Raw genomic sequence first — 23,069 nt, forward strand, 5'->3', positions numbered from 1 at the left:
ACATGATGAAGGATACGGAACAAGCCTATGAGCCACCCAGGACCCGAAGCCGAGTCTGACAAGAGAGTGTTGCGGCGAGACTTCCTCGCGGTGAGAAACCGGTATACGGCCGATGACGTGCGGGAATCCGAGGCCGCATTCGCCGCCCGCGCCCTGGAGCTGCCCGAACTGGCGCACGCGCGCACGGTGGCAGCTTACGTGTCCGTGGGGAGCGAACCGGGCACCCGCGCGCTCCTCGACGCACTCCGCGCGCGGGGGGTACGCGTCCTGCTCCCGGCGCTCCTCGCGGACAACGACCTGGACTGGGGCGCGTACGACGGAGAGGACTCGCTCGTCCGCGTACAACACCGGGGAAAGATGGCCCTCTTGGAGCCCGCGGGCGAGCGCCTGGGCCCGGACGCCGTGCTCACCGCCGACGCCGTACTGCTGCCGGGTCTGGCCGTGGACGCGCGCGGGATGCGCCTCGGCCGCGGCGGCGGATCGTACGACCGGGTGCTGGCGCGGCTTGAACGGGCCGGCGCCGATCCGGCCCTGGTGGTGCTGCTGTACGACTCCGAAGTGGTCGACCGCGTCCCCGGGGAACCGCACGACCGCCCCGTGCACACGGTGGTGACCCCTTCGGGAGTACGCCGCTTCCACCGGCCCTCTCCGTAGACGCTGTTGCGCGAAACGGCCCTCCACGCGCGCGTGGAGGGCCGTTCAGGGCCGTTCTCAAGTGATCCGCGGGATCCTCAGGGCTGCAGCACCAGGGTGTCCGCCGTGTCCGCGTCGATCGCCCGCTCCGTGGAGACCCACGGCAGCAGCTCGCCCTTGACCCACTTGCTCGTCTGGTCGGTGTAGTGCGCGCTGTAGGCGTGCCCGGAGGCACCGGTGAGGTTGATCCACTTGGACTTGTCGAAGTCGTCGAGGTTCACCACCATCCGCATCGACGGCACCCAGACCACCGTGTAGCCGCCCGCGGCGTTCCAGCCCGTGGCGTTCACCGCCGCCTCGCCGCCGCCCATGTTGTACGGGCCGCGGTTGAGCATGTACTGCAGGAAGCCGGGGCCTGCGGTGCCCAGGGTCTGGTTGTCCAGGTAGAGGCGGTGCAGGCGGCCCCAGCTCCAGGTGTCGATGCCCTTGCCCAGCTTGGCCGTCAGCTCCCAGCGGGCGTCCGTGAGGGCCCGCTCGAAGAGCTCGTCACGGGTGTCGACGGCCGGGTCGGTGCGCGTCGCGGGCGCCGACCACCAGGCGTTGTCCTCGTCGTCGAGGATCTTGCGGACCGCCTCGAACCAGCGGTCGCCGCCGTCCGGCTGCGCACTGTCGGCGTCGCGCTGCCCGCACTCGCGCACCCGCCGGTCCTCGTCGGCCGGTCCGGTGGTGTCGATCGGCTCGACGTTCAGGCACTGGCCCTCGACCCGCAGTTCCTTGGGCAGCTTGTTGCCGTAGGCGAGCTTGAGGATGTTGCGCCAGGTCGCGTTGAAGTACGCGGCCGCGGCCGAGTCGGCGTCCTGGGTGTAGTTCCAGCCCTCCAGGAGCTTCTGCCCCTCGCGGACGTTCTTGTCCGACACGTCGATCTTGAGCAGCTTGGGCACCAGGAGCTTGGCGATCTCGCTGCTGTTGTCGAGCTGCATCTGGCGCATGTCGTCGGTCGAGATCTTGCCGCCGCCCTTGATCTTCGACTCGATGAGGTCGGCGATCCGCTGGCTGCGCGTGCCGTAGCCCCAGTCCGTGGTGAGCGAGTACGGATACTTGTCCTTGTCGACGACGGCCTGGTTGGCGGTCACGATGTAGCCGCGCTCCGGGTTGTACTCGTAGGGCAGCTCGGCCTGCTTGATGTAGCCGGTCCAGCGGTACGCGGAGTCCCAGCCGGGCGCGGGGAGCGAGCCGTCGCCCTTGCCGCGGATCGGGATCCTGCCGGGCAGCTGGTAGCCGATGTTGTTGTCGGTGTCCGCGTAGGTCAGGTTCTGCGAGGGCACGTCGAAGAGGGTGGCCGCCTTGCGGAAGTCCGTCCAGTCGGCGGCCTTGTTCATCGCGAACACGGCGTCCATCGAGGTGCCCGGGGACAGGGCGGTCCAGCGCAGGGAGATGGCGTAGCCGTCGCCGCGGTCGGGTGCCGCGCTGTCGACCGTGGCCTTCTTGCCGACCTTCACGAGCTCGTCGTTGCGGTCGGACAGCAGCGGTCCGTTGTTGGTCTCCCGGACGACGATGGTCTTGCTGTCGCCGCCCGCGACGTTGATCTTCTCCTCGCGGGTGGTGAAGGGCTTGACCTTGTCGTCGTACTCGTAGCCGTCCCCGGTGAGCTTCTCCAGGTACAGGTCGGTGACGTCGGCGCCGGAGTTGGTCATACCCCAGGCGATGTTCTCGTTGTGGCCGATTATGACGCCCGGCAGGCCCGCGAAGGTGTACCCGGAGACGTCGTACTGGCACTTCTCGGAGATGCTCTTGCAGTGCAGGCCCATCTGGTACCAGACCGACGGCAGCGACGGCGCCAGGTGCGGGTCGTTGGCGAGCAGCGGCTTGCCCGTGATGGTGTGGGTGCCCTTGATCACCCAGGAGTTCGAGCCGATGCCGTTGCCGTTCACGCCGACGGCCTCAGGGACGTCGTCCAGCACCTTGTAGAGGCCCGACAGCTGGCCCTGCAGCCCGGAGGGGGCCGTCGTACCGCCCGCGAGCCCCGAGCCCGCCGCGGACTGCGTACCACCGCTACCGGTACTGGTGCCGCCGCCCTGCTCGTACTCCTCGGAGGCGCTGTCGTACTGCCCCTCCTGCACGATCGGCTTGTTCCGGTCGTACGGGTACTCCGGGTACAGGTCGGCGATCTGCTGCGGGCCCAGGCGGCTGGTCATCAGGGAGCGGTCGATCTCATCCTGCATGTTGCCGCGCAGGTCCCAGGCCATCGCCTTGAGCCAGGCCACCGAGTCGACCGGGGTCCACTCCTTGGGCGTGTAGTCGTTGGAGAAATCGAGGGCCGCGTACTCCAGGGAGATGTCCGCGCCGTCCTTGCCCTTCAGGTAGGCGTTGACCCCCTTGGCGTACGCCTGCAGGTACTTCTTCGTCTCCGCGGAGAGGGTGGTCTCGTACTCCTTCTCCGCGACCCGGTCCCAGCCGAGCGTGCGCAGGAACTCGTCGTTGTCGACCTGGCCCTCGCCGAACATCTCGGAGAGCTTCCCGGCCGTCATGTGACGGCGTACGTCCATCTCGTAGAACCGGTCCTGCGCCTGGACGTAGCCCTGCGCCATGAACAGGTCCGCGTCGGTCGAGGCGTAGATCTGCGGGATCCCGTAGCCGTCCCGTTTGACGTCCACGGGGCCCGACAGACCGTCGAGTGTGATGGAACCCTTGGTCTGCGGGAAGGAGGCACGGACGGTGCTGATGCTCCAGAACGACCCGTAGGCGACGCCGCCGATGACGGCGAGAACCAGGACGATCAGGATCAGACGGGCTCTGCGCCCCTTCTTCCTGCCGGACTTGCCGGGCTTTTGACCGGAAGATGCGGTGGTGTTGGGGGGCATCGCTGTCCTTGCTGTCCTCACGCGAGCGGCAGGCGGGCTTGTCCATTTGACTGAGCGCTGGAGCAACCATAGGCGCAGGGCCAACTCCGACTTGACGCGGAGTCGGGTACCCGAGCGCACGGGAGTTCGATCTTGCCCTGCCGAGTGTCAAGAAAGCGTCAAGAGTTAGGTAAGGTAACGAAGTAGTTGACCGTTGAGCCCGGTTGAACCGGTCAGGCTTGCATTGATCAACCAATGATCAATCAATGTGATCCAACCGATCGACGTGGCCCGACCGGCGAGAGCGACCCAACCGGTCACAGTGATCCACTCGGTCAACGTGATCCACTCGGAACGGCGAGAAGGGAACAGCCGCTGACTGTCCACCACCTCAACCAGCTCCTGCTCGTGTGCTCGCTCGTTCTGCTCGTCGCGGTGGCAGCGGTTCGGATCTCCTCGCGCAGCGGGCTCCCCAGCCTGCTCGTCTACCTGGGCATCGGCGTCGCCATGGGCCAGGACGGCATCGGCGACATCCACTTCGACAACGCCGAACTGACCCAGGTCATCGGGTACGCGGCCCTGGTCGTGATCCTGGCCGAGGGCGGTCTCGGCACGAAGTGGAAGGAGGTCAGGCCCGGGCTCCCGGCCGCCTCCTCACTGGCGCTGGTCGGCGTCTCGGTGAGCGTCGGCATCACCGCGGCAGCGGCCCACTACCTGATCGGGCTGGAGTGGCGGCAGGCGCTCATCATCGGCGCGGTGGTGTCCTCGACGGACGCGGCGGCGGTCTTCTCCGTGCTGCGGAAAGTGCCCCTCCCCGCGCGCGTGACGGGCATTCTGGAGGCCGAGTCGGGCTTCAACGACGCCCCGGTGGTCATCCTCGTCGTCTCGTTCTCCATGGCCGGCCCGGTGGAGCACTGGTACCACCTGCTCGGCGAGATCGCGCTGGAGCTGTCCATCGGAGCGGCCATCGGCCTCGCGGTGGGCTTCCTGGGGGCGTACGGGCTGCGGCATGTGGCGCTGCCCGCGTCCGGCCTCTACCCGATCGCGGTGATGGCGATCGCGGTCACCGCGTACGCGGCCGGGGCGCTGGCCCACGGCAGCGGCTTCCTCGCCGTGTATCTGGCGTCGATGGTGCTCGGCAACGCGAAGCTGCCGCACTGGCCCGCCACGCGCGGCTTCGCCGACGGGCTCGGCTGGATCGCCCAGATCGGCATGTTCGTGCTGCTCGGACTGTTGGTCACACCGCACGAGATGGGCGACGACATCTGGCCCGCGCTCGTCATCGGCCTGGTGCTGACCATGGTGGCGCGACCGCTGAGCGTCGTGGTGGCGCTGGCGCCCTTCCGTATGCGCTGGCAGGAACAGGCCCTGATGTCGTGGGCCGGGCTGCGCGGTGCGGTGCCCATCATTCTGGCCACGATCCCGATGGTGAGCGGCGTCGAGGAGAGCCGTCGCATCTTCAACATCGTCTTCGTCCTTGTGGTCGTCTACACCCTCGTCCAGGGGCCCACGCTCCCCTGGCTGGCCCGGAAGCTGGGCCTGGCCGCCACCTCGGAGACCGCCGACCTGGGGATCGAGTCGGCGCCCCTGGAGCGGCTGCGCGGACATCTGCTGTCCGTCACGATCCCGGAGGGGTCGAAGATGCACGGGGTCGAGATCAACGAGCTGCGGCTGCCCGCGGGGGCCGCGGTCACGTTGGTCGTCCGCGGTGGAGAATCGTTCGTTCCGCTACCCACGACGGTGCTGCGGCGCGGCGACGAACTGCTCGTGGTGGCCACCGACCCCGTACGGGACGCCGCCGAACAGCGACTGCGCGCGGTCGGCCAGGGCGGCAAGCTGGCGGGGTGGCTGGGGACCGGTGGGAACGGGGCGGAGGATTGAGCGTCGGCGCCGGCGGGTGGTGGCTGGTAGCTGGTAATGGCGGGCAATCCTGGGTACCGAATCGCAGGCGTCGGCCAAGAGAGTGCTGGGATTCACAGGTGCCGAAACGTTCAGCCCTGTAGCATCAAGGCGCATCTTGATCTAACCAACTCTGCCTGACGCAGAGCTGGCGCGACCGTATGGCGGCCGCGGTGCCCTCTTGGCGGGGCGGCCCGGCATCTACCGCAGTTCCGCGCAAGAGGACAGCTCTCGGCGCCTCCGGCCCCTTGAAACGGGCCGCGCTACCAGGCGGCAGAAAGGCACGGGCCGTGGCATCCACGGTCACCTCGGAGTCCCACGGGACTCCTGTCTCCTCCCGCCCGGGATACGGGCAACTGCTGCGTACGCGCGGCGCGTGGACGTTTCTGCTTCCCGGCTTCGCCGCGCGGCAGCCGTTCGCGATGCTGACCATCTCCATCGTGCTGCTCGTACAGCACACCACCGGCTCGTACGGGGCCGCCGGCGCCGTCGCCGCCGTGACCGGTGTCTCCCTGGCACTGTTCGCGCCCTTCACGGGCCGTCTCGCCGACCGTCACGGCCAGCGGGCCGTACTGCTGCCCGGCGTCCTCGTCCACACTCTGGCGGGCCTCTCCCTGACCGCGCTGGCGCTCACGGACGCGCCTCTGTGGGCGCTCTTCGTGGCCGCCGTACCGACGGGCGCCTCCGTGCCGCAGATCGGGCCCATGGTGCGGGCCCGCTGGAGTGTCAAGCTCCAGGACTCGCCGCTGATGACGACCGCGGCGGCCTTCGAGTCCGTCACCGACGAACTGACCTTCGTGTTCGGGCCGCTGCTCGCGACCGCGCTGTGCGTCGGCGTGGACCCGGCCGCGGGCCTGCTCACGGAGGCCGCGCTGACCCTGGTCGGCGGACTGCTGTTCGCGGCTCAGCGCGGCACTCAGCCGTCCGTCGGCGGCGGTGGTGGCGTCGGTGCCGACGTCGGTGGTGCAGGCGTCGGAAGCGGTGGTGGCCGTGGCGAGGGGCACGCGCGCGTGGAGCGTGCTTCGGCTCTGTCGGTCCCTGGAGTGCGTGTGCTGATCGCGGCCTTCCTCGGAATCGGCGCCGTCTTCGGCGGCATGCAGGTCTCGCTCGCCGCGTTCAGCGAGTCGATCGGCGAGCCCGGTCTGAGCGGGGTTCTGTACGGGACCTTCGCCGCGGGCAACATGCTCTCCGGCGTCGTCTGCGGAGCGGTCGCCTGGAAGGTGGCCCCGCGCCGGCGCCTCGTCGTCTCGTACGCCGCCCTGGGCCTGGCCGCCTCCGGGCTGTGGGCCGCCCAGTCGGTGATCGTCCTCGCCGGGGTCGGCCTCCTCGTCGGTGTGTGCATCGCTCCCGCCCTGATCACCGGCTACACGCTGGTCGACGGACTGGTACCGGCCGGCGCCAGGACCGAGGCCTTCACCTGGCTCACCGGAGCGGTCGCGCTCGGGCAGGCGGCCGCCGTCATGGCCGCGGGGCAGCTGGAGGACCGCCTCTGGGACGGTGCCGGATTCCTCGTCCCGATGGGCGGCACACTGCTGGCCCTGGCGACCCTCGTGGCCCTGCGTTCACGGCTCGCGCCGCGGGCTGTCAGCCGGACCGTCGCACGTGGGATGGGTCACCGCGTGCCGGTGGCAGTGGACTGATCCCGAGGAATACGTCACTATGGACCGTCGTTTAGCACTCATTGAGTGAGAGTGCCAGGAGGAAGACAAGTGCCGACCTACCAGTATCAGTGCACCGAGTGTGGCGAGGGCCTCGAGGCGGTGCAGAAGTTCACCGACGACGCCCTCACCGTGTGCCCCAGCTGCGACGGCCGCCTGAAGAAGGTGTTCTCCGCGGTCGGCATCGTCTTCAAGGGCTCCGGCTTCTATCGCAATGACAGCCGTGGTTCCTCGTCGAGCAGCAGTCCGGCGGCGGGTGCGAAGTCGTCTGCCGGGGCGTCCGACTCGAAGACGTCGTCTTCGGACTCCAAGTCCTCGTCGGACTCGGCGTCGTCCACGAAGTCTTCTTCGGACTCGAAGTCGTCGTCCACGAGCTCGTCCTCCGGGAGTAACGCCGCGTAGGGGGCTCTTGCGCGCGAGCTTCTTGGGTGCGGATCCCTCGCCCTTGTGAGATTCCGTTTTTGCCGGACCCTGTCGTCACTCGACGGCGGGGTCTTCGGCGTTTTCCGGCCCGGCTAGGGTGCCGTTCATGGCGAACACGGAGAACGTCGAGATCGGCGTCATCGGCGGGTCGGGCTTCTACTCCTTCCTCGACGACGTGACAGAGATACAGGTGGACACCCCGTACGGACCCCCCAGCGACTCGCTGTTCCTCGGCGAGATCGCCGGGCGGCGGGTCGCCTTCCTCCCCCGTCACGGCCGCGGCCACCATCTGCCGCCGCACCGCATCAACTACCGCGCCAACCTGTGGGCGCTGCGCTCCGTCGGCGCGCGTCAGGTGCTCGGGCCGTGCGCTGTGGGCGGTCTGCGTCCCGAGTACGGGCCGGGGACGCTGCTCGTACCGGACCAGTTCGTGGACCGTACGCAGTCCCGGGCGCAGTCCTTCTTCGACGGGCTGCCGCTGCCCGGGGGTGATGTGCCGAACGTCGTGCACGTGTCCCTTGCCGACCCTTACTGCCCTGTGGGGCGCAAGGTCGCGCTGGAGGCGGCGCGCGGGCGGGACTGGGAGGCGGTGGACGGCGGGACACTGGTGGTGATCGAGGGCCCGCGGTTCTCGACTCGCGCGGAATCGCTCTGGTACCGGGCGCAGGGGTGGTCCGTGGTGGGCATGACCGGACATCCGGAGGCGGCGCTCGCTCGTGAACTGGAGCTTTGTTACACGTCGTTGACGCTGGTCACGGACCTCGACGCGGGCGCGGAGACCGGGGAAGGCGTCTCACACGACGAGGTGTTCAAGGTGTTCGCGGCGAATGTGGACCGGCTGCGAGGGGTGTTGTTCGACGCTGTGGCGGGGCTGCCGGCGGGTGGGTCGCGGGATTGCCTGTGTACGACTGCGTTGGGTGGGATGGATCCGGGGTTCGCGTTGCCGTAGGGCCCGCTGCGTAGTCGTGGGGGCCCGGGCCGTGCCGGTACGTCGAGCCCGCCGCTTTCCGGGTGTACGGCTGCGGTTTCCAGGGTTCCGATTACTGGAGGAGCCCTACGCGGCGGGCTTCGACGTACCGGCACGGCCCGCTCCCGTGGGTTGTGCGGCTGCGGGTGGGTGGAACTTTCCCTTCGGGTGAGGGAGTTGTCCACAACCGGGCGGTCGTCCACGGGCGTCGGCGGGAATCGGCGTGAGACCGCAGTCTGGGGTCGCAAGCCGATCTCTCGACCACAGGCGGTGGTACCCGTGTCGCAGTTCTCCTCCTTTCCGCGCCCGTTGGGCACAGACGTACCCAGCACATGCGAGGTGCCGCACTTCGCTCCCGTGCGGGTGCGCGGTGGGCGGTATCAGGCGCGTCGGCTCGTTCGGCATCGGAGGCGGGCCGTGGCGGTCGGTCTCGCGGTGACCGCGGCGGCGCTCGTCGCGGCGGGGCCGAGGGAGACCGGGGGCTCGGGGCCGCCTCGGGCCCGACCGGTGGCCGAACCGGTGCGGGAGCGGCGGCCGGTCGAGATGGTGACGGCGCCGGTGCGGATCGCCGACGGTGCGACGGTGCGGCTGCTCAGGCCCGGTGACCGGGTCGACGTTGTCGCGGCGGAGCAGTCGGGGGTGGGGCCGGGCGATGCGGAGGTGGTCGCGCGCGGTGCGCGGGTGACTAAGGTGCCCGAGTCGCCGGACAGCGTTTCCGAGGGCGGGGCGCTCGTTGTCCTGTCCGTGCCGCGGCGGACGGCGACGCGGCTGGCCGGGGCCGGTGTCAGCTCGCGGTTGGCGGTGACCTTGTGCTGAGCATGCTCAGGTTGACTTCGGTGAGACTGTCAAATCCCTCGTTGGAGCTGGGGCATTGGACAGGGCTGCCACGCCCTGACGTAGGTTGCGGAGCTGTTCGTTCCACAGTTTGCGCGGCTGAAGAGGGGCTCTGCGGTGAGCGAGAAGAAGAAGGATCCGAGCGTCTGGGACGGCTTCAAGGCCTTCCTGACGCGCGGGAACGTCGTCGACCTGGCTGTCGCGGTCGTCATCGGCGCCGCCTTCACCAACGTGGTCAACTCCGTGGTGAAAGGCGTGATCAACCCGTTGGTCGGCGCCTTCGGCACCAAGGACCTCGACAAGTACAGCTCGTGTCTGAAGGAGCCGTGCCGGTTCGACGAGGCGACAGGGACCGCGACCGGTATCCCCATCATGTGGGGCACGGTCCTCAGCGCGACGCTGACCTTCTTGATCACCGGGGCCGTCGTCTACTTCCTGATGGTCCTGCCGATGTCCAAGTACCTCGCCAGGCAAGCGGCCCGACAGAAGGCGAAGGAGGGCACGCACGAAGTGATCGAGGTGACCGAGCTGGAGGTCCTGAAGGAGATCCGCGACGCTCTGGTGGCACAGCGCGGCTCCGGGCACGACGAGCAGTAGTCGGGGTACTGGCCCTCGTACGTCGGGCCCACCGGGCGACTGCCGTCGGCCGCGCCCACGAGCGTCGGCGGCGGTGCGCTGCTATGTGGCACCGGGCTCAGATGTGGTGCGGCGGCTTCTCGTCGAGGAAGCGGGCCAGGTCCGCCGCGCTGTCGCCGGTCGGCCGCTCGCCCCACCCGCGGTCCGTGTCGTCGGCGGAGGGCCGGCTCAGCGGGTCGTCGAAGACCAGCGCGGCCTTGGGGTCACGCGGTTCGGCGTCAGGGGAAGGGACTGGGGCAGGGGTGGGGGTGGGGGCGGGAACAGGGGCAGTGCTCATGTGTCCAGCCTACGGCTCCGGCTTTGGGGGTGGTCCGGGGCGGTCGCCCGTCGCGCGCTCCCTGTGGACGACTGCCGTGCCACGGCGTCCCGTCCTCCGTTCCTTGCAGCGGCGCCGCTGTACTCCCCGCCTTCTTTGGCCGGGCGTTTCTCGCGTCTCGCGGTTCTTCGGGGCTCGGCCTGGTTCTGGATTTTTGGCTCGTTTCTGCTGTGCTTGGCCGCATGACGTCCGATGCCGCTTCCGAATCAGGTCCGCGCCGCTCGCGAACCGCCGCCTCCCGTCGGCCGCTCCGCAGGATGACCGCGCGTGGGCGCGACGAGGTGCACCGGGTCGCGTCGCCTCTGGAGCTGTTCTTCGATCTGTGTTTCGTCGTGGCCATCGCCCAGGCGGGGGTGCAGCTGGTGCACGCCGTCGCGGAGGCGCACGCGGCCGAGGGCATCCTGAACTACGCGATGGTGTTCTTCGCCATCTGGTGGGCGTGGATGAACTTCACCTGGTTCGCGTCGGCGTACGACAACGACGACGTGCTGTACCGGGTCGTCACGCTGGTCCAGATCGCCGGGGTGCTGGTGCTGGCCGCCGGAGTGTCCCGGGCGTTCGAGGACCACGAGTTCCTGGCCGTCTGGCTGGGCTATCTGATCATGCGGCTGGCGCTCACCGCGCAGTGGCTGCGCGTGGCCCGGAGCACGGGTGGTGGAGAGCGGCGGATGGCGCTGCGCTACGCGGGCGGGGTCCTGGTCTGCCAGATCGGCTGGCTCGGGCTGCTGCTCCTGCCGGAGTCGGGCCGACCGTGGCTGTTCCTGGTGATGGCGCTCGCCGAGATGTGCGTCCCGCCGTTCGCGGAGAAGGACTTCAGCACGTCATGGCATCCGCACCACATCTCCGAGCGGTACGGGCTGTTCACCATCATCGTCCTCGGCGAGACCATCGCCGCGGCCACGGTCGCGGTGAAATCGGGGGTGGACGAGAACGACGCGTTGGGCGAGCTCCTCCCGATCGCCTCGGGCGGGCTACTGATCATCTTCGCCGCGTGGTGGATCTACTTCGTCGTACCGATCCACGGTCATCTCAGTTCCAGCAGGAAGGCGTTCCTGTGGGGGTACGGCCACTACGTGATCTTCGCGTCGGCGGCGGCGATCGGTGCCGGACTGGAGGTCGCCGTGGAGCAGGCGATCGGCGAGGCACACATCTCCACGCTGTCGGCGTCGGCCGCGGTGACACTTCCGACGGCGTTGTTCCTCCTGACCGTCTGGGTGCTGCACGCCCGCCACTACAAGGTGGGTGTGGCCCAGCAACTGGTGCTGCCGACCACGGCGTTGGCCGTGATCCTGTGCACGCTCCTGGGTGACTGGGCGGTGCTCGCGGCGGGGATCGTGTCGGCCCTCGCGGTGTTCGTGGGGGTGACGCTTACCGCCCGGACGGTCGCCCAGGAAGAGGCGGCGGGCGCGCCTGCCACGTAGGAAGGGGTCGACACTGGGCGTATGACAGTTGACGCTCTGACGGATGTGGCCGGACTGCGCGTGGGACACGCCACGCGAATCGGCGACGGTTGGCTCACCGGCACGACGGTCGTCCTCGCCCCGGAGGGCGGCGCGGTCGCTGCGGTGGACGTGCGCGGTGGCGGGCCCGGCACCAAGGAGACCGACGCGCTCGATCCGCGCAACGTGGTGCGGAAGGTCGAGGCGCTCGTACTGACCGGCGGCAGCGCGTACGGGCTGGACTCGGCGACGGGTGTGATGGCCTGGCTGGAGGAGCGGGGGCGCGGGGTGCGGGTCGGGCCCGATCCGCGGCAGGTGGTGCCCGTCGTCCCGGCGGCCTGCGTCTTCGATCTCGGCCGGGGTGGTGACTTCCGGGCCAGGCCGGACGCGGCGATCGGCCGCGAGGCGGTGGAGGCCGCCGCGGCGACCGAACCGGGCGCGCCTGTTCGGGAGGGTTCCGTGGGCGCCGGGACGGGGGCGGCCGTCGGAATGATGAAGGGCGGGGTCGGCACGGCGAGTGCCGTGCTCGGCTCGGGTGTCACGGTGGCGGCGCTGGTCGTGGCCAACGCGGCGGGGTCGGTGGTGGAACCGGAGAAAGGGGCGCTGTACGGGGAGTTGGTCCAGGGACTCATGAGCTGGCCGGCCGAGGACGTGCACGCGGCGGCGCGGGCGCGACTCGCCGAGGCTGCGGCCAAGAACACCCTTCCTCCGCTGAACACCACTCTCGCGGTGGTCGCCACCGACGCCGACCTGTCGAAGGCCCAGGCCCAGAAGCTCGCGGGCACGGCGCACGACGGCATCGCGCGGGCCGTACGGCCGGTGCATCTCCTCCACGACGGCGACACGGTGTTCACGCTTGCGACGGGGGCTCGTCCGCTGGCGGAGGAGGACCCTCTCGCGCTCAACGAGATCCTGGCGGCCGGCGCGGACCTGGTGACACGCGCGATCGTCAGGGCGGTACTGGCCGCCGAGTCGGTGGAGGGACCGGGAGGGGCGTGGCCGGCGTACGGGGAGTTGTACGGGAGGCGGTAGTGAGGAGGTAGGACGGGATGAGGGAGGTATCGGTGTCGGCGCGTGGCGGGTCGGGGAAGGGCAGTTGGAGGTGTCGAGCCTGATCGCCTTCCTGCTCTACGCCTTCGGGCTCATGGAACCGATCACCGAGCTGTCGCAGGACCTCACCGCGCTGCAGTCCGGTATCGCCGCGGCGGAGCGGATCCGGGCGGTGGACCAACTGGCCGCGGAGACGGACGAGCCGGCACCGCACGCGTCGGCGGAACCGTCGGGCCAACGGCGTACGAGTGACGCGGTGCTGGAGTTGAAAGGCGTCACGGCGTCGTACGGGCCGGGGCGGGAGCCTGTCCTGCGCGGGGTCGACCTGGCGGTGCCACCGCGCGGGCACACCGCGATCGTCGGGCCCTCCGGGGCGGGCAAGACCACTGTCTTCTCCCTGCTGTCTTCTCCCTGCTGTTGCGCTTCCTGGAGCCGCAGGAGGGCTCGCTGCTGCTGGACGGCGTGCCGTACCACCGGCACAGCCACGCGGCGATCCGCTCCAGGCTGGCGTATGTGGAGCAGGACACCCCGGTCGTCCCCGGCACCCTCCGCGACAACCTGCTCATCTCCCGGCCGGAGGCGGGCGAGGAGGAGCCGCGCCAGGTGATCGCGGACGTCCGGCTGACGGAGAAGGTGGAGTCGCTGGACGAGGGACTGGACACGGAGTTGTCGGGCGCGGCCGTCTCCGGCGGGGAGCGGCGGCGCATCGCTCTCGCGCGGGCCCTGCTGCGGGAGCCGGACGTGCTGCTGCTCGACGAGGCGACGGCACAGCTCGACGCGCTCACGGAGTCGGCGGTCCACCACTGCGTCCGGCGGCGGGCGCGGGAGCACGCGGTCGTGACGATCGCCCACCGGCTGTCGACGGTGATCGACGCCGACACGATCGTGGTGATGGACGCGGGCGGCGTCCGCGCCCAGGGCACCCATGACGAGCTCCTCGCCACGGATTCCCTCTACCGCGACCTGGTCGAGGCCCTGCGCATAGTGGAGAAGGTCCCGGCCGCGTAGGGGATGCGGCGGAGAAGGACTCCGGCCTCGTAGGCGGTGTGGCGAACTCCCCGGCCCCGTAGTCAATTGTCCCGACTCTGTCACGTGATGGTGCTGAACGCGGGCTGGGGGAACCCGGGCGGTCGATGGTCCCCTCCTTCTCCGTGAATCCGATCTTTCCCCTCGGAGCGGAGCGGATCACCCACAGCCGCGAGAACTGGAGAAGCCCGTGACAACGCCGAACACGACAGCGAGGCGCACGCTGGTGGCCTGTGCCGCCCTGATGGTCGGCGCCCTGACCCTCACCGCGTGCGGCGGCGACGCCAACGCCGACAACAAGTCGGGGGGCGAGAACGGCGGAAGCAAGGCGGAGAACCTCGTCATCTCCGCGAAGGACGGTTCGACGGCGGCGTCGATCAACTCCACCGGGGTGAAGGTCAGCGACGGGAAGCTGACCGAGGTGACGATGACGGACTCGGCCACGGGGGCGGCCGTACCGGGGTCGATCGCGGCGGACGGGAAGAGCTGGAAGCCGAAGGAGCAGCTGGAGCGGGGCACCAAGTACCGGATATCGGCCACCGCGAAGGACGGCGACGGGAAGACGCTGGCGGCCAACTCCATCTTCACGACGGTGTCCACGGGCAACAGCTTCATCGGGACGTACACGCCCGACGGCGGTACGACGGTCGGCGTCGGGATGCCGGTGTCGTTCACGTTCGACAAGGCGATCGGCGACGGGAAGTACAAGAAGGACGTGCAGTCGCACATCACCGTCACGTCCAGCAGTGGGCAGAAGGTGGTCGGGCACTGGTTCGGTACGCAGCGGCTGGACTTCCGGCCCGAGGAGTACTGGAAGGCCGGCTCCAAGGTCACGATGAAGATCGACCTGGACGGCGTCGAGGGCGCGAACGGCGTCTACGGCGTGCAGGACAAGACGGTCACCTTCACGGTCGGGCGCTCCCAGGTGTCCACGGTCGACGTCAGCACACAGACCATGACGGTCGTACGGGACGGCCAGACCCTGAAGACGGTCCCGATCTCGGCGGGCAGCCCGGAGAACAGCACGTACAACGGGCAGATGGTGATCTCGGAGAAGTTCCGCCAGACGCGGATGAACGGGTCGACGGTCGGCTACGGCGGCGAGTACGACATCGCGGACGTGCCGAACGCGATGCGGCTGACGACCTCGGGAACCTTCGTCCACGGTAACTACTGGTACGACAAGGGCAATCCTCCCTTCGGCAGGGAGGGCACCAGCCACGGCTGCGTGGGGATGGCGGACGCGCAGGGCGCGCAGAGCGACACGGTCGCCAAGTGGTTCTTCGACAACTCGCTCGTCGGGGACGTCGTGACCGTCAAGAACTCCCCCGACAAGACGGTCGCACCGGACAACGGTCTCAACGGCTGGAACATGGCATGGAGTGCCTGGACCGCGGGAAGTGCCCTCTGAGCAAGGGGTTTTGAGGTTTTGGCGGGCCGTGTGGGAACTCCCCACACGGCCCCGGCGTTTTCGGTGCGTACGTTTTCTCGGTTCCCGGACATGATGTCCGCCCGAGGGGCTACGGTATGCACCCACAAGGTGACATGCAGCAACGCCGGGAGAAACCTTGAGCGTTCCGTACGAGACGGCAGCGTACGAGCCACCCGAGTCGCCCGAGTCTCCGGAGGAGCATCTCGCGCGACTCCTCGGCCGTGCCCTGAACTCCTTCGAGCTGCCCGACGAGACCATACGGCGGCTGGACCGGGCGCTGGCCCACGACAGTTCGCTGCACTCCGCGCACCACAGCGCGGGGCTGCACCGCGAGACGTACCGGCATACCTGGCTGCTCGCCGATGGGAGCGCGCTCACGCTCTGGGAGCTCGTCCACAACACCGCGCCGGGCCGCGAAACGCAGCACGAGGTGTACGAGGACGACGAGGAGCTGCGCACCGCGACAGGGCGACTGCCGCTCCCGGCGGACGCGCCGGAGTTCGAACTGGCGGTACTGGTGCGGGTGTCGCCCCTCCCCGAGCCGCTGCATACGTACCTTCCGGACGACTCGGCGGACCACGCGCGGCGGCTGCTGCGCCGTGCGGAGAACGCGGACCGGCCGGGCGAGGACATGGCGGGGCTGCTGCGGGCGGCGTTCGCGCACCAGATCACGCAGGCCTTCGGACGGCCGTGCCGGGCCGGTGAGCGGGGGCTGTGCTTCTCGCTCTACGAGCACGCGTTCCTGCTCCACGACGGCCGCGAGCTGTCTCTGTGGGAGGTCGAGCACACGGCCACGCCCGATGGGCGGCATATGTGTGAGGTGTATCCGTCGGAGGCGGATGCGCGGGACGCCATGGAACGGCGTGCGTCAGCCTCCGGCGGTTCAGCAGGGTAGCGAGGCCGGTGGGCAAACTGCGGGTCGTCGTGGGCTGGTCGCTCCCCCACTCTCGGCTTCGCTCGAGCGGGGGGACCCCCATCGCGGCGGAAGCCGCATATGTCACAGCCCCGCGCCCCTAGAAGAAGCCGGTGCCGCCCCCGCACGCCCAACACCACCGCCCCTGAACCGCGCGGCTGTGGGCCGGGACTTCTCAGTCCCGGCCCACCCGTCTTTCTCACTCTCGGCGGAGCGTTCAGGCCGCTATCGGCTGCTTCTTCTCCGTGGTCGTCGGGGTCTCGGGGGTCTTGTCCGGTTCGCCCTCGGGGGTCTGCTTGCGGATGCCCTTCAGGACGATGACCAGGCCCGCCGTGACCGCCGTACCGATCGCGATGGCGAGCAGGTAGAGGAACGGCTTGCCGATCAGGAAGGTGACCCAGATGCCGCCGTGCGGGGCGCGCAGGGTCGAGCCGAAGGCCATGGTCAGGGCGCCTGTGACCGCGCCGCCCGCCATCGAGGCGGGGATGACCCGCAGCGGGTCGGCCGCCGCGAACGGGATCGCGCCCTCGGAGATGAAGGAGGCGCCCAGGACCCAGGCCGCCTTGCCGTTCTCGCGTTCGGCCGTGGTGAACAACTTCTTGCGGATCACGGTGGCGAGGGCCATGCCCAGCGGCGGGACCATGCCGGCCGCCATGACCGTCGCCATGATCTCCATCGCGGACGAGGTCGGGCTCTGGACGGCGATACCGCCCGTGGCGAAGGCGTACGCGACCTTGTTGACCGGGCCGCCGAGGTCGAAGCACATCATCAGGCCGAGCAGCACACCGAGCAGGACGGCGTTGGTGCCGGAGAGGCCGGAGAGCCAGTCCGTCATGCCCTTCTGTGCCTCGGCGATGGGCTTGCCGATCACGATGAACATCAGGAAGCCGACGACGATCGAGGACACCAGTGGAATCACGACCACCGGCATGATGCCGCGCAGCACCGGTGGGATCTTGATCCGCTGGATGGCGAGGACGACCCCACCGGCCAGCAGACCCGCGGCCAGACCGCCGAGGAAGCCCGCGGCGATGTTGGAAGCGATCATTCCGCCGACGAAGCCGGGCACGAGACCGGGACGGTCGGCCATGCCGTACGCGATGTAACCGGCGAGGACGGGGATCAGGAAGCCGAAGGCGACGCCGCCGATCTGGAAGAGCAGCGCGGCCCAGCTGTCGACCTGGCCCCAGTTGAAGACCTCGGTGACCGGCTTGGCCTCGTTGATCTGGTAGCCGCCGATGGCGAACCCGAGCGCGATCAGCAGACCGCCCGCGGCCACGAACGGGACCATGTAACTCACGCCGGACATCAGCCACTTGCGCAGCTTCGTGCCGTAGCCCTCACCGGGCTCGCCGGCCCGCTCCACCGGCGTACCGCCGCGAGCCCCGGCGGCCGCCGTGACCTCGCCGCGCTCGGCCTTGCCGCGCACCTGGGCGATCAGCTCGGCGGGCTTGTTGATGCCCGCCTTCACCCCGACGTCCACGGTGGGCTTCCCGGCGAACCGGTCCTTCTCCCGTACGGGCATGTCGTGCGCGAAGATCACGCCGTCCGCGGCGGCGATGACGGCCGGGTCGAGCCGGGTGAAACCGGCCGAGCCCTGCGTCTCGACGACGACCTCGACGTCACCGGCGTCGCGGCCCGCGTTCTCCAGCGACTCGGCCGCCATGTAGGTGTGCGCGATACCGGTGGGGCAGGAGGTGACGGCGACGATACGGAACGGTCGCCCGCCCTTCCCGTCGGCGGCACCCTCGTCGCCCGTACCGGCAGGCGCAGGCACAGTTGCGGGGGCAGGGGCAGGGGTGGCCTCGGCGGGGGCAGTCGGGGCCGCCGCCTCGGAGTCGTCGGAGTCGCCAGGACCCTCAGCACCACCGGCACCACCGGCACCACCGGAGCCACCGGCTCCCGGCCCGGCAGTCGCAGCGGAAGCGGTCTCCGCCGCAGCCGCCGGCGCCTCGCCGCGGATCAGGGCGGCAGCCCCCGCCGCGTCCTCCACCGACCGCAGTGCCGAGGTGAACTCGGCGTTCATCAACTGGCGGGCCAGCGACGACAGGATCGTGAGGTGGGCGTCGTCGGCACCGGCCGGTGCGGCGATCAGGAAGATCAGGTCGGCGGGGCCGTCCGGCGCGCCGAAGTCGATCCCGGCCGCGCTGCGCCCGAAGGCGAGCGTCGGCTCGGTGACGTGCTCGCTGCGGCAGTGCGGGATGCCGATGCCGCCGTCGAGGCCGGTCGGCATCTGGGCCTCACGGGCGGCCACGTCGGCAAGGAAGCCGTCCAGGTCGGTCACCCGGCCCAGGGACACCATGCGCTCGGCGAGGGCGCGCGCCGCCGCTTCCTTCGTATCGGCGGACAGGTCGAGATCGACCAGGTCCGCGGTGATCATCTCGCTCATCGCGGGCTCCTTCGCACGCGTATCGCCCGGGGAAAGTCGTGGGCGAGGGTGGGGACGGGGGCGCCGCGATCAAGAACTGCGGCGGCTACGGGAACTACGGGGTGTGCGGAGAGGGGGCCGGGGAACCCTCGCCTCCGCGCGACGGCGGCCGGGGCCGTGACAGCCACAGCCACCATGGCCGCGGCTGCGGCGGGTAAGGGGAGTCCCCGCCGCATCAGGGCCGGTTCAGGGGTTGCGCGGACACCCGTACGCGGAACTCGGCGGCCGGTCATGACACCGGCTCCGTCAGTACGCGGTCCACGGGGATCTCCGACGTGACGGTCACCGCGGACGGGTCGAGGTCCGCCGGGCTCGGCATCACGCTGCCAGGGAGCTGGACGGCGGCCGCGCCGTGCGCGACCGCGGAGGCGAGCGCGCCGGGCCCGCTGCCGCCGGCGATGAGGAAACCGGCGAGCGAGGAGTCACCCGCACCCACATTGCTGCGTACGACGTCGACGCGTGCGCCCGCGAACCACGCGCCCTCCTCGCTGACGAGCAGCTGCCCGTCGGCGCCGAGGGAGGCGAGCACGGCACGCGCGCCCAACTCGCGCAGTTCCTCGGCGGCCTTGACCGCCTCGCCGACCGTGGCGAGGGGGCGGCCGACGGCCTCGGAGAGTTCCTCGGCGTTGGGCTTGACGACATCGGGCCGTTCGCGGAGGGCCGCGAGGAGCGCCGGTCCGGAGGTGTCGAGGGCGATGCGGGTGCCCGCCCGGTGGGCGCGGGCGACGATCTCGGCGTACCAGGAGGGGGCGAGTCCGCGCGGCAGGCTGCCGCAGCAGGCGATCCAGTCGGCGTCGCCGGACTGCTCGCGCACGGTCTCCAGGAGCAACTCCTCCTCGGCGGAGGTGAGTTCGGGCCCGGGTGCGTTGATCTTCGTCAGTACGCCGTCCGCCTCGGCGAGCGCGATGTTCGAGCGGGTCGCGCCGGCGACCGGGACGGGCGCGACCTCGATGCCCTGTGCGTCGAGGAGGTCGGCGACGAGCGCGCCGGGGGCTCCGCCGAGCGGCAGTACGGCGACGGTGCGCCGGCCGGCCGCGGCGACGGCCCGCGAGACGTTGACGCCCTTGCCGCCCGGGTCCATGCGCTCGCCGGTGGCCCGTATGACCTCGCCGCGGTCGAGCGCAGGGATCTCGTATGTACGGTCCAGGGACGGGTTCGGGGTGACGGTCAGGATCATGCGCGCACTACTTCCGTGCCGCCGCGCTCGATGGCGGTGGCGTCTTCGGGGCTCAGCCCGGTGTCGGTGATCAGCAGGTCCACTTCGCTGAGGTCGCCGAAGCGCGCGAAGTGTTCCTGGCCGTGCTTGGCCGAGTCGGCGAGCAGCACCACGCGGCGCGCGGCGGTGAGGGCGGCTCGCTTGACGGCGGCCTCGGCGAGGTCCGGGGTGGTCAGGCCGTGCTCGACGGAGAACCCGTTCGCCGCGAGGAACACGATGTCCGCGCGAATCTCTCCGTACGCCCGCAGCGCCCAGGCGTCGACCGCCGCGCGCGTACGGTGCCGGACGCGGCCTCCGATGAGGTGGAGCTGCATGCCGGGGTGGTCGGCGAGGCGGGCGGCGATGGGGAGGCTGTGCGTCACGACGGTGAGCGTCGCCTCCAGGGGGAGGGCCCCGGCGAGGCGGGCGACGGTCGTGCCCGCGTCGAGGATCATCGTGCCCTTGTCCGGCAGTTCGGCCACGGCCGCCTTGGCGATGCGGTCCTTCTCGTCGGCCGCGGTGGTCTCGCGCTCGGCGAGGTCGGGCTCGAAGTCGAGCCGCCCGGCCGGAATGGCACCGCCGTGGACCCTGCGCAGCAGACCCGCCCGGTCGAGGGCCTTCAGGTCCCGCCGGATCGTCTCGGCCGTGACCTGGAACTCCTCGGCCAGCGACACCACGTCCACCCGGCCGCCGTCGCGTGCGAGTCGGAGGATCTCCTGCTGCCGCTCCGGTGCGTACATGGCCGTTCCCCTCCGCTCCATGCCGGAACTTATGCCCGAACCTGTGGTTTCAGCGTGAGGCTACGCCCAGATTTCCGCAAAGTAAACAGGTTCGGAAGTAAGTCGGACACAAACGGGCATCACCGGTCCGTCGGATACAGACGCGCAGAAGCCCTGACGCAGTGTTACGGCGTCCGTATCCTGGACTGCGGGACACAACTTCTCGGGGGTGTTGTGGACAGGGACGACTTGAGACGCCCCGCCCGCCCGGACCACAGCTGGCAGACGCAGATGGTCGAGGCTCTGCTGGACTCGTCGATGGTGGTCGACCGGCAGCCACGGGCACTGCTGGTCGAGCTGATCGGTGACGGGCTCGGGCGCCGCGTCTTCTTACGGGAGCAGCCCACCGCGCTCCTGGATGTGATCGAGATCGTCCGCTTCTGCATGGCCACGGAAGGCGGACTGTCCGCGCTGCTGTCCGCCGTGCGACTGCTGGCGGGCCGCAGCAGCCGCACGACCGAGACCGTCGAGCGGCTCGTGGCCGAATGGGAGAGCGCACGGGGTCGGAAGAATCAGCCCGCCCACGGGGCGCATGGTTCGGTCGCCGCGTCCCGGACCGATGGCCCCGTCGGCGGTCCGCCCGCTGCCGGCCCGCACCGGGACTTCTTCGTCTCCTACACCTCCGCCGATGGTGACTGGGCCAACTGGATCGCCTGGGAGCTGGAGGCGGCCGGCTTCACCGTGCTGGTCCAGGAGTGGGACTTCGTGGCCGGCAGTAACTGGCAGTTCGCCATGGACAGGGGGGTGACCGAGTGCGCGCGGACCGTCGCGGTACTGACGCCGGCGTACCTGGGGTCGGTGTACGGGCGTCTGGAGGCACACGTGGCACAGGGCCTGGACCCGATGGGTGTGGCCCGCAGACTCGTCCCGGTCCGGGTGGCTCCCTTCGCCCCGGGCGGCTTGCTGAGCGGTGTGGTGTACATCGACCTCGTGGACCTGGCACCCGAGGACGCCCGCAGGCGCCTGCTCGACGGCGTCGGCGGCGCACGCGGTGGCCGGGCCAAGCCACTCGCGCCTCCACGGTTCCCCGGCTGATCGGAGCGGCGGCATTGACGACTCGGAGCAACGGGCCGTGGGCCCCGGCGATCCGGCGGATACGTGAGCGGATCCGCGAGGAGACCGTCTCGGCACTCCTGGACGTGCGCGCCCTGGAGGACCGCCAGGCCCGGGCGCTGCTGGTGGAGCTGGTCAGCGAGGCGGTGGGCCGCCGCGCGGAGCTGCGGGAACAGGCCACCATACGGCTGCAGTTCCAGGAGCTGTTCAGGTTCTGCACGGCCGAGGAGGACGGGCTGGCGGGGTTGGGGCGGACACTGCCGATGCTCGAACAGAGCTGCCCCCAGGCGCTCGTGGTCCAGCAGCTCGCCGACGAGTGGGCGGCCGTGGACTCACTGGTCGGCCTCCCCGAGGTCACCAACTCCTGGCAGTTCCTGAACACAGCCCTCGGGGCGTTGACGCTGTCGTACGCGATGCGGGTCGCGCTGGTGCGAACGGCCACGGACGCCCGGCTGCCCGCGCCACCGCCGCACGCCAGGACCCCGTGGCACGACTTCCTGCATGTGGCCGGACAGAACGCGGCACCCGGCGGACTGCCCCCGTGGATGCGCTACCTCGACCGGAGCACCGCGCAGATGGACGCCCGTACCGCCGCCGAGGTGTTGGCCCGCAACCGCCAGTGGGCCCTGCGGTGCGAGTTGGCCCGGCGGCTCGACCAGGAGCGGGCCGAGCCTCAGGTGGCGGCGGTTCCCACCCGGCGTCACCAGGAGTACCTGGCCATCCACATCACGCCCGACCCGCTGGACAACGGGTTCTACACACTCACGCACGCGTTCATGTCCGACGCGCGCGGCCTGGACTGGGAGCAGGGCGGCGCGCCGGTGCGGGTGCCGACGGAGGGGCTGGAGCCTGCGGTGAGCACGATCATCCGGCAGGTCGAGAGGGTGGGCGGCGACCGGTCGGCGCATCTGTGGCTGGAGTTCGTGCTCCCCTTCGAGTTGCTCAACCTGCCCGTGCACTGGTGGCCCAGAGACACCGGCGAGGTGCCGCATGTGCCGCTCGCGGTGGACTACCCCGTCGTCATCCGCAGCCTGGACCGGCTGCAGAACAGTGCCTGGCACCGGTTCTGGCGCCACCGCTGGGAGCAGCTCGCGGTCGGCGAGGACGCGTCGGAGTCGGTGTACATGAACGTGGGCCGCAGGAACGGCGATCATCTGCGCGGCCTGGAGGCCCGCCTCGGCGACAACGAGCGCTTCGTCGCCCTGGTACTGAGCGAACCACCGCTGCCCGACCGGGAGAACGGGCGGCGGGAGCTGCAGGCGGCGCTGCGCAGCGGCCTGCCCGTGGTGATCTGGCACCGCGGAGGCCGGTCCACGCAGGAGTTCCGGGACGTCCTGGGCACGCTGCTCAGCGATGGGGTGCAGCGGTTCCCGGCCAAGGCCGCCGCGTACCGCCGCCAGGCGGCCATCGACGCCGACGGTGAGAACGCGGCACACATGGGCCGACACCTCACGGTCCTGTGGGACGACCCCGATCGCAAACCCGTGTTACCGGACGGTCGGTGACCGTGAACCGCCGGCCCGGCCAGGTCCAGTCGTCACGAGCACC

Annotated in this window: 20 protein-coding genes; 14 read left to right on the plus strand and 6 right to left on the minus strand. The window is 70.2% G+C overall.

The annotated features are described in order from the left end of the window. Nucleotides 1-27: 27 nt before the first annotated feature. Nucleotides 28-654, plus strand: coding sequence for a 5-formyltetrahydrofolate cyclo-ligase (locus OHA11_RS18275; protein WP_266497566.1), 627 nt, complete (start codon nucleotides 28-30; stop codon nucleotides 652-654). Nucleotides 655-731: 77 nt separating this feature from the next. Here OHA11_RS18275 and OHA11_RS18280 read toward each other — a convergent pair whose 3' ends face one another. Beyond that, a complete protein-coding gene (locus OHA11_RS18280) occupies nucleotides 732-3,494 on the minus strand; it encodes a penicillin acylase family protein (protein WP_266497567.1) in 2,763 nt (920 codons plus the stop codon). A gap of 354 nt (nucleotides 3,495-3,848) precedes the next feature. On the opposite strand from OHA11_RS18280, the gene OHA11_RS18285 reads away from it, so the two are divergent. The 6 genes from OHA11_RS18285 (at nucleotide 3,849) to OHA11_RS18310 (ending at nucleotide 9,851) form a co-directional block, all read left to right on the plus strand. Further along, the gene (locus tag OHA11_RS18285) at nucleotides 3,849-5,354 is read left to right on the plus strand and encodes a potassium/proton antiporter (RefSeq protein WP_266507274.1); all 1,506 of its coding nucleotides are present in this window, start codon (nucleotides 3,849-3,851) and stop codon (nucleotides 5,352-5,354) included. Nucleotides 5,355-5,662: 308 nt separating this feature from the next. Beyond that, the gene (locus OHA11_RS18290; RefSeq protein WP_266497568.1) at nucleotides 5,663-7,012 is read left to right on the plus strand and encodes an MFS transporter; all 1,350 of its coding nucleotides are present in this window, start codon (nucleotides 5,663-5,665) and stop codon (nucleotides 7,010-7,012) included. A gap of 69 nt (nucleotides 7,013-7,081) precedes the next feature. Then, nucleotides 7,082-7,432, plus strand: coding sequence for an FmdB family zinc ribbon protein (locus OHA11_RS18295; RefSeq protein WP_266497569.1), 351 nt, complete (start codon nucleotides 7,082-7,084; stop codon nucleotides 7,430-7,432). A 127-nt stretch (nucleotides 7,433-7,559) separates the two neighbouring features. After that, entirely contained in the window at nucleotides 7,560-8,402 is an 843-nt protein-coding gene (locus OHA11_RS18300; protein WP_266497571.1) for an S-methyl-5'-thioadenosine phosphorylase, read from the plus strand. A gap of 288 nt (nucleotides 8,403-8,690) precedes the next feature. Then, entirely contained in the window at nucleotides 8,691-9,236 is a 546-nt protein-coding gene (locus OHA11_RS18305) for a hypothetical protein (protein WP_266497574.1), read from the plus strand. 135 nt (nucleotides 9,237-9,371) lie between these two features. Then, nucleotides 9,372-9,851, plus strand: a complete 480-nt coding sequence (locus tag OHA11_RS18310; protein ID WP_266497575.1) for an MscL family protein — start codon at nucleotides 9,372-9,374, stop codon at nucleotides 9,849-9,851. Nucleotides 9,852-9,948: 97 nt separating this feature from the next. Here OHA11_RS18310 and OHA11_RS18315 read toward each other — a convergent pair whose 3' ends face one another. After that, nucleotides 9,949-10,167 (minus strand): hypothetical protein, encoded by a 219-nt coding sequence (locus tag OHA11_RS18315; RefSeq protein ID WP_266497578.1) that lies wholly within the window; start codon nucleotides 10,165-10,167, stop codon nucleotides 9,949-9,951. A gap of 221 nt (nucleotides 10,168-10,388) precedes the next feature. Between OHA11_RS18315 and OHA11_RS18320 the strand changes: the two genes are divergently transcribed. Continuing rightward, nucleotides 10,389-11,627: a low temperature requirement protein A gene (locus OHA11_RS18320; protein WP_266497580.1), complete on the plus strand. Its 1,239-nt coding sequence runs from the start codon at nucleotides 10,389-10,391 to the stop codon at nucleotides 11,625-11,627. Nucleotides 11,628-11,648: 21 nt separating this feature from the next. Beyond that, a complete protein-coding gene (locus tag OHA11_RS18325) occupies nucleotides 11,649-12,677 on the plus strand; it encodes a P1 family peptidase (RefSeq protein WP_266497581.1) in 1,029 nt (342 codons plus the stop codon). Nucleotides 12,678-12,773: 96 nt separating this feature from the next. Here the strand turns inward: OHA11_RS18325 and OHA11_RS18330 are convergent, their stop codons facing one another. Beyond that, nucleotides 12,774-13,082: a hypothetical protein gene (locus tag OHA11_RS18330; protein WP_266497584.1), complete on the minus strand. Its 309-nt coding sequence runs from the start codon at nucleotides 13,080-13,082 to the stop codon at nucleotides 12,774-12,776. A gap of 30 nt (nucleotides 13,083-13,112) precedes the next feature. Between OHA11_RS18330 and OHA11_RS18335 the strand changes: the two genes are divergently transcribed. From OHA11_RS18335 to OHA11_RS18345, 3 genes are all read left to right on the plus strand, one after another. Next, entirely contained in the window at nucleotides 13,113-13,703 is a 591-nt protein-coding gene (locus OHA11_RS18335; RefSeq protein WP_266497586.1) for an ABC transporter ATP-binding protein, read from the plus strand. A gap of 208 nt (nucleotides 13,704-13,911) precedes the next feature. Then, nucleotides 13,912-15,132: an Ig-like domain-containing protein gene (locus tag OHA11_RS18340; RefSeq protein ID WP_266497589.1), complete on the plus strand. Its 1,221-nt coding sequence runs from the start codon at nucleotides 13,912-13,914 to the stop codon at nucleotides 15,130-15,132. Nucleotides 15,133-15,289: 157 nt separating this feature from the next. Then, the gene (locus tag OHA11_RS18345; RefSeq protein WP_266497592.1) at nucleotides 15,290-16,048 is read left to right on the plus strand and encodes a DUF6227 family protein; all 759 of its coding nucleotides are present in this window, start codon (nucleotides 15,290-15,292) and stop codon (nucleotides 16,046-16,048) included. 235 nt (nucleotides 16,049-16,283) lie between these two features. Here the strand turns inward: OHA11_RS18345 and OHA11_RS18350 are convergent, their stop codons facing one another. From OHA11_RS18350 to OHA11_RS18360, 3 genes are all read right to left on the minus strand, one after another. Beyond that, nucleotides 16,284-18,455, minus strand: coding sequence for a fructose-specific PTS transporter subunit EIIC (locus tag OHA11_RS18350; RefSeq protein WP_266497595.1), 2,172 nt, complete (start codon nucleotides 18,453-18,455; stop codon nucleotides 16,284-16,286). Between the two features lie 268 nt (nucleotides 18,456-18,723). Further along, nucleotides 18,724-19,671 (minus strand): 1-phosphofructokinase, encoded by a 948-nt coding sequence (gene pfkB, locus OHA11_RS18355; RefSeq protein ID WP_266497597.1) that lies wholly within the window; start codon nucleotides 19,669-19,671, stop codon nucleotides 18,724-18,726. Then, entirely contained in the window at nucleotides 19,668-20,429 is a 762-nt protein-coding gene (locus OHA11_RS18360) for a DeoR/GlpR family DNA-binding transcription regulator (RefSeq protein ID WP_266497599.1), read from the minus strand. The genes pfkB and OHA11_RS18360 overlap by 4 nt, the downstream gene beginning before the upstream one ends. Before the next feature lie 228 nt (nucleotides 20,430-20,657). Between OHA11_RS18360 and OHA11_RS18365 the strand changes: the two genes are divergently transcribed. Both OHA11_RS18365 and OHA11_RS18370 read left to right on the plus strand, forming a co-directional pair. Further along, nucleotides 20,658-21,503: a toll/interleukin-1 receptor domain-containing protein gene (locus OHA11_RS18365; protein WP_266497600.1), complete on the plus strand. Its 846-nt coding sequence runs from the start codon at nucleotides 20,658-20,660 to the stop codon at nucleotides 21,501-21,503. 14 nt (nucleotides 21,504-21,517) lie between these two features. Beyond that, nucleotides 21,518-23,026, plus strand: coding sequence for a hypothetical protein (locus tag OHA11_RS18370; RefSeq protein WP_266497603.1), 1,509 nt, complete (start codon nucleotides 21,518-21,520; stop codon nucleotides 23,024-23,026). The last annotated feature ends 43 nt before the right edge of the window (nucleotides 23,027-23,069 follow it).

The organism is Streptomyces sp. NBC_00878 (genome assembly GCF_026341515.1).
Taxonomy (GTDB): domain Bacteria; phylum Actinomycetota; class Actinomycetes; order Streptomycetales; family Streptomycetaceae; genus Streptomyces.

What these genes read in the sequence shown, in the direction of transcription:
- pfkB (WP_266497597.1), bottom strand. Translation starts at nt 19,671, where the DNA reads ATGATCCTGACCGTCACCCCGAACCCGTCCCTGGACCGTACATACGAG.
- OHA11_RS18350 (WP_266497595.1), bottom strand. Translation starts at nt 18,455, where the DNA reads ATGAGCGAGATGATCACCGCGGACCTGGTCGATCTCGACCTGTCCGCC.
- OHA11_RS18275 (WP_266497566.1), top strand. Translation starts at nt 28, where the DNA reads ATGAGCCACCCAGGACCCGAAGCCGAGTCTGACAAGAGAGTGTTGCGG.
- OHA11_RS18280 (WP_266497567.1), bottom strand. Translation starts at nt 3,494, where the DNA reads ATGCCCCCCAACACCACCGCATCTTCCGGTCAAAAGCCCGGCAAGTCC.
- OHA11_RS18300 (WP_266497571.1), top strand. Translation starts at nt 7,560, where the DNA reads ATGGCGAACACGGAGAACGTCGAGATCGGCGTCATCGGCGGGTCGGGC.
- OHA11_RS18325 (WP_266497581.1), top strand. Translation starts at nt 11,649, where the DNA reads ATGACAGTTGACGCTCTGACGGATGTGGCCGGACTGCGCGTGGGACAC.
- OHA11_RS18360 (WP_266497599.1), bottom strand. Translation starts at nt 20,429, where the DNA reads ATGTACGCACCGGAGCGGCAGCAGGAGATCCTCCGACTCGCACGCGAC.
- OHA11_RS18315 (WP_266497578.1), bottom strand. Translation starts at nt 10,167, where the DNA reads ATGAGCACTGCCCCTGTTCCCGCCCCCACCCCCACCCCTGCCCCAGTC.
- OHA11_RS18320 (WP_266497580.1), top strand. Translation starts at nt 10,389, where the DNA reads ATGACGTCCGATGCCGCTTCCGAATCAGGTCCGCGCCGCTCGCGAACC.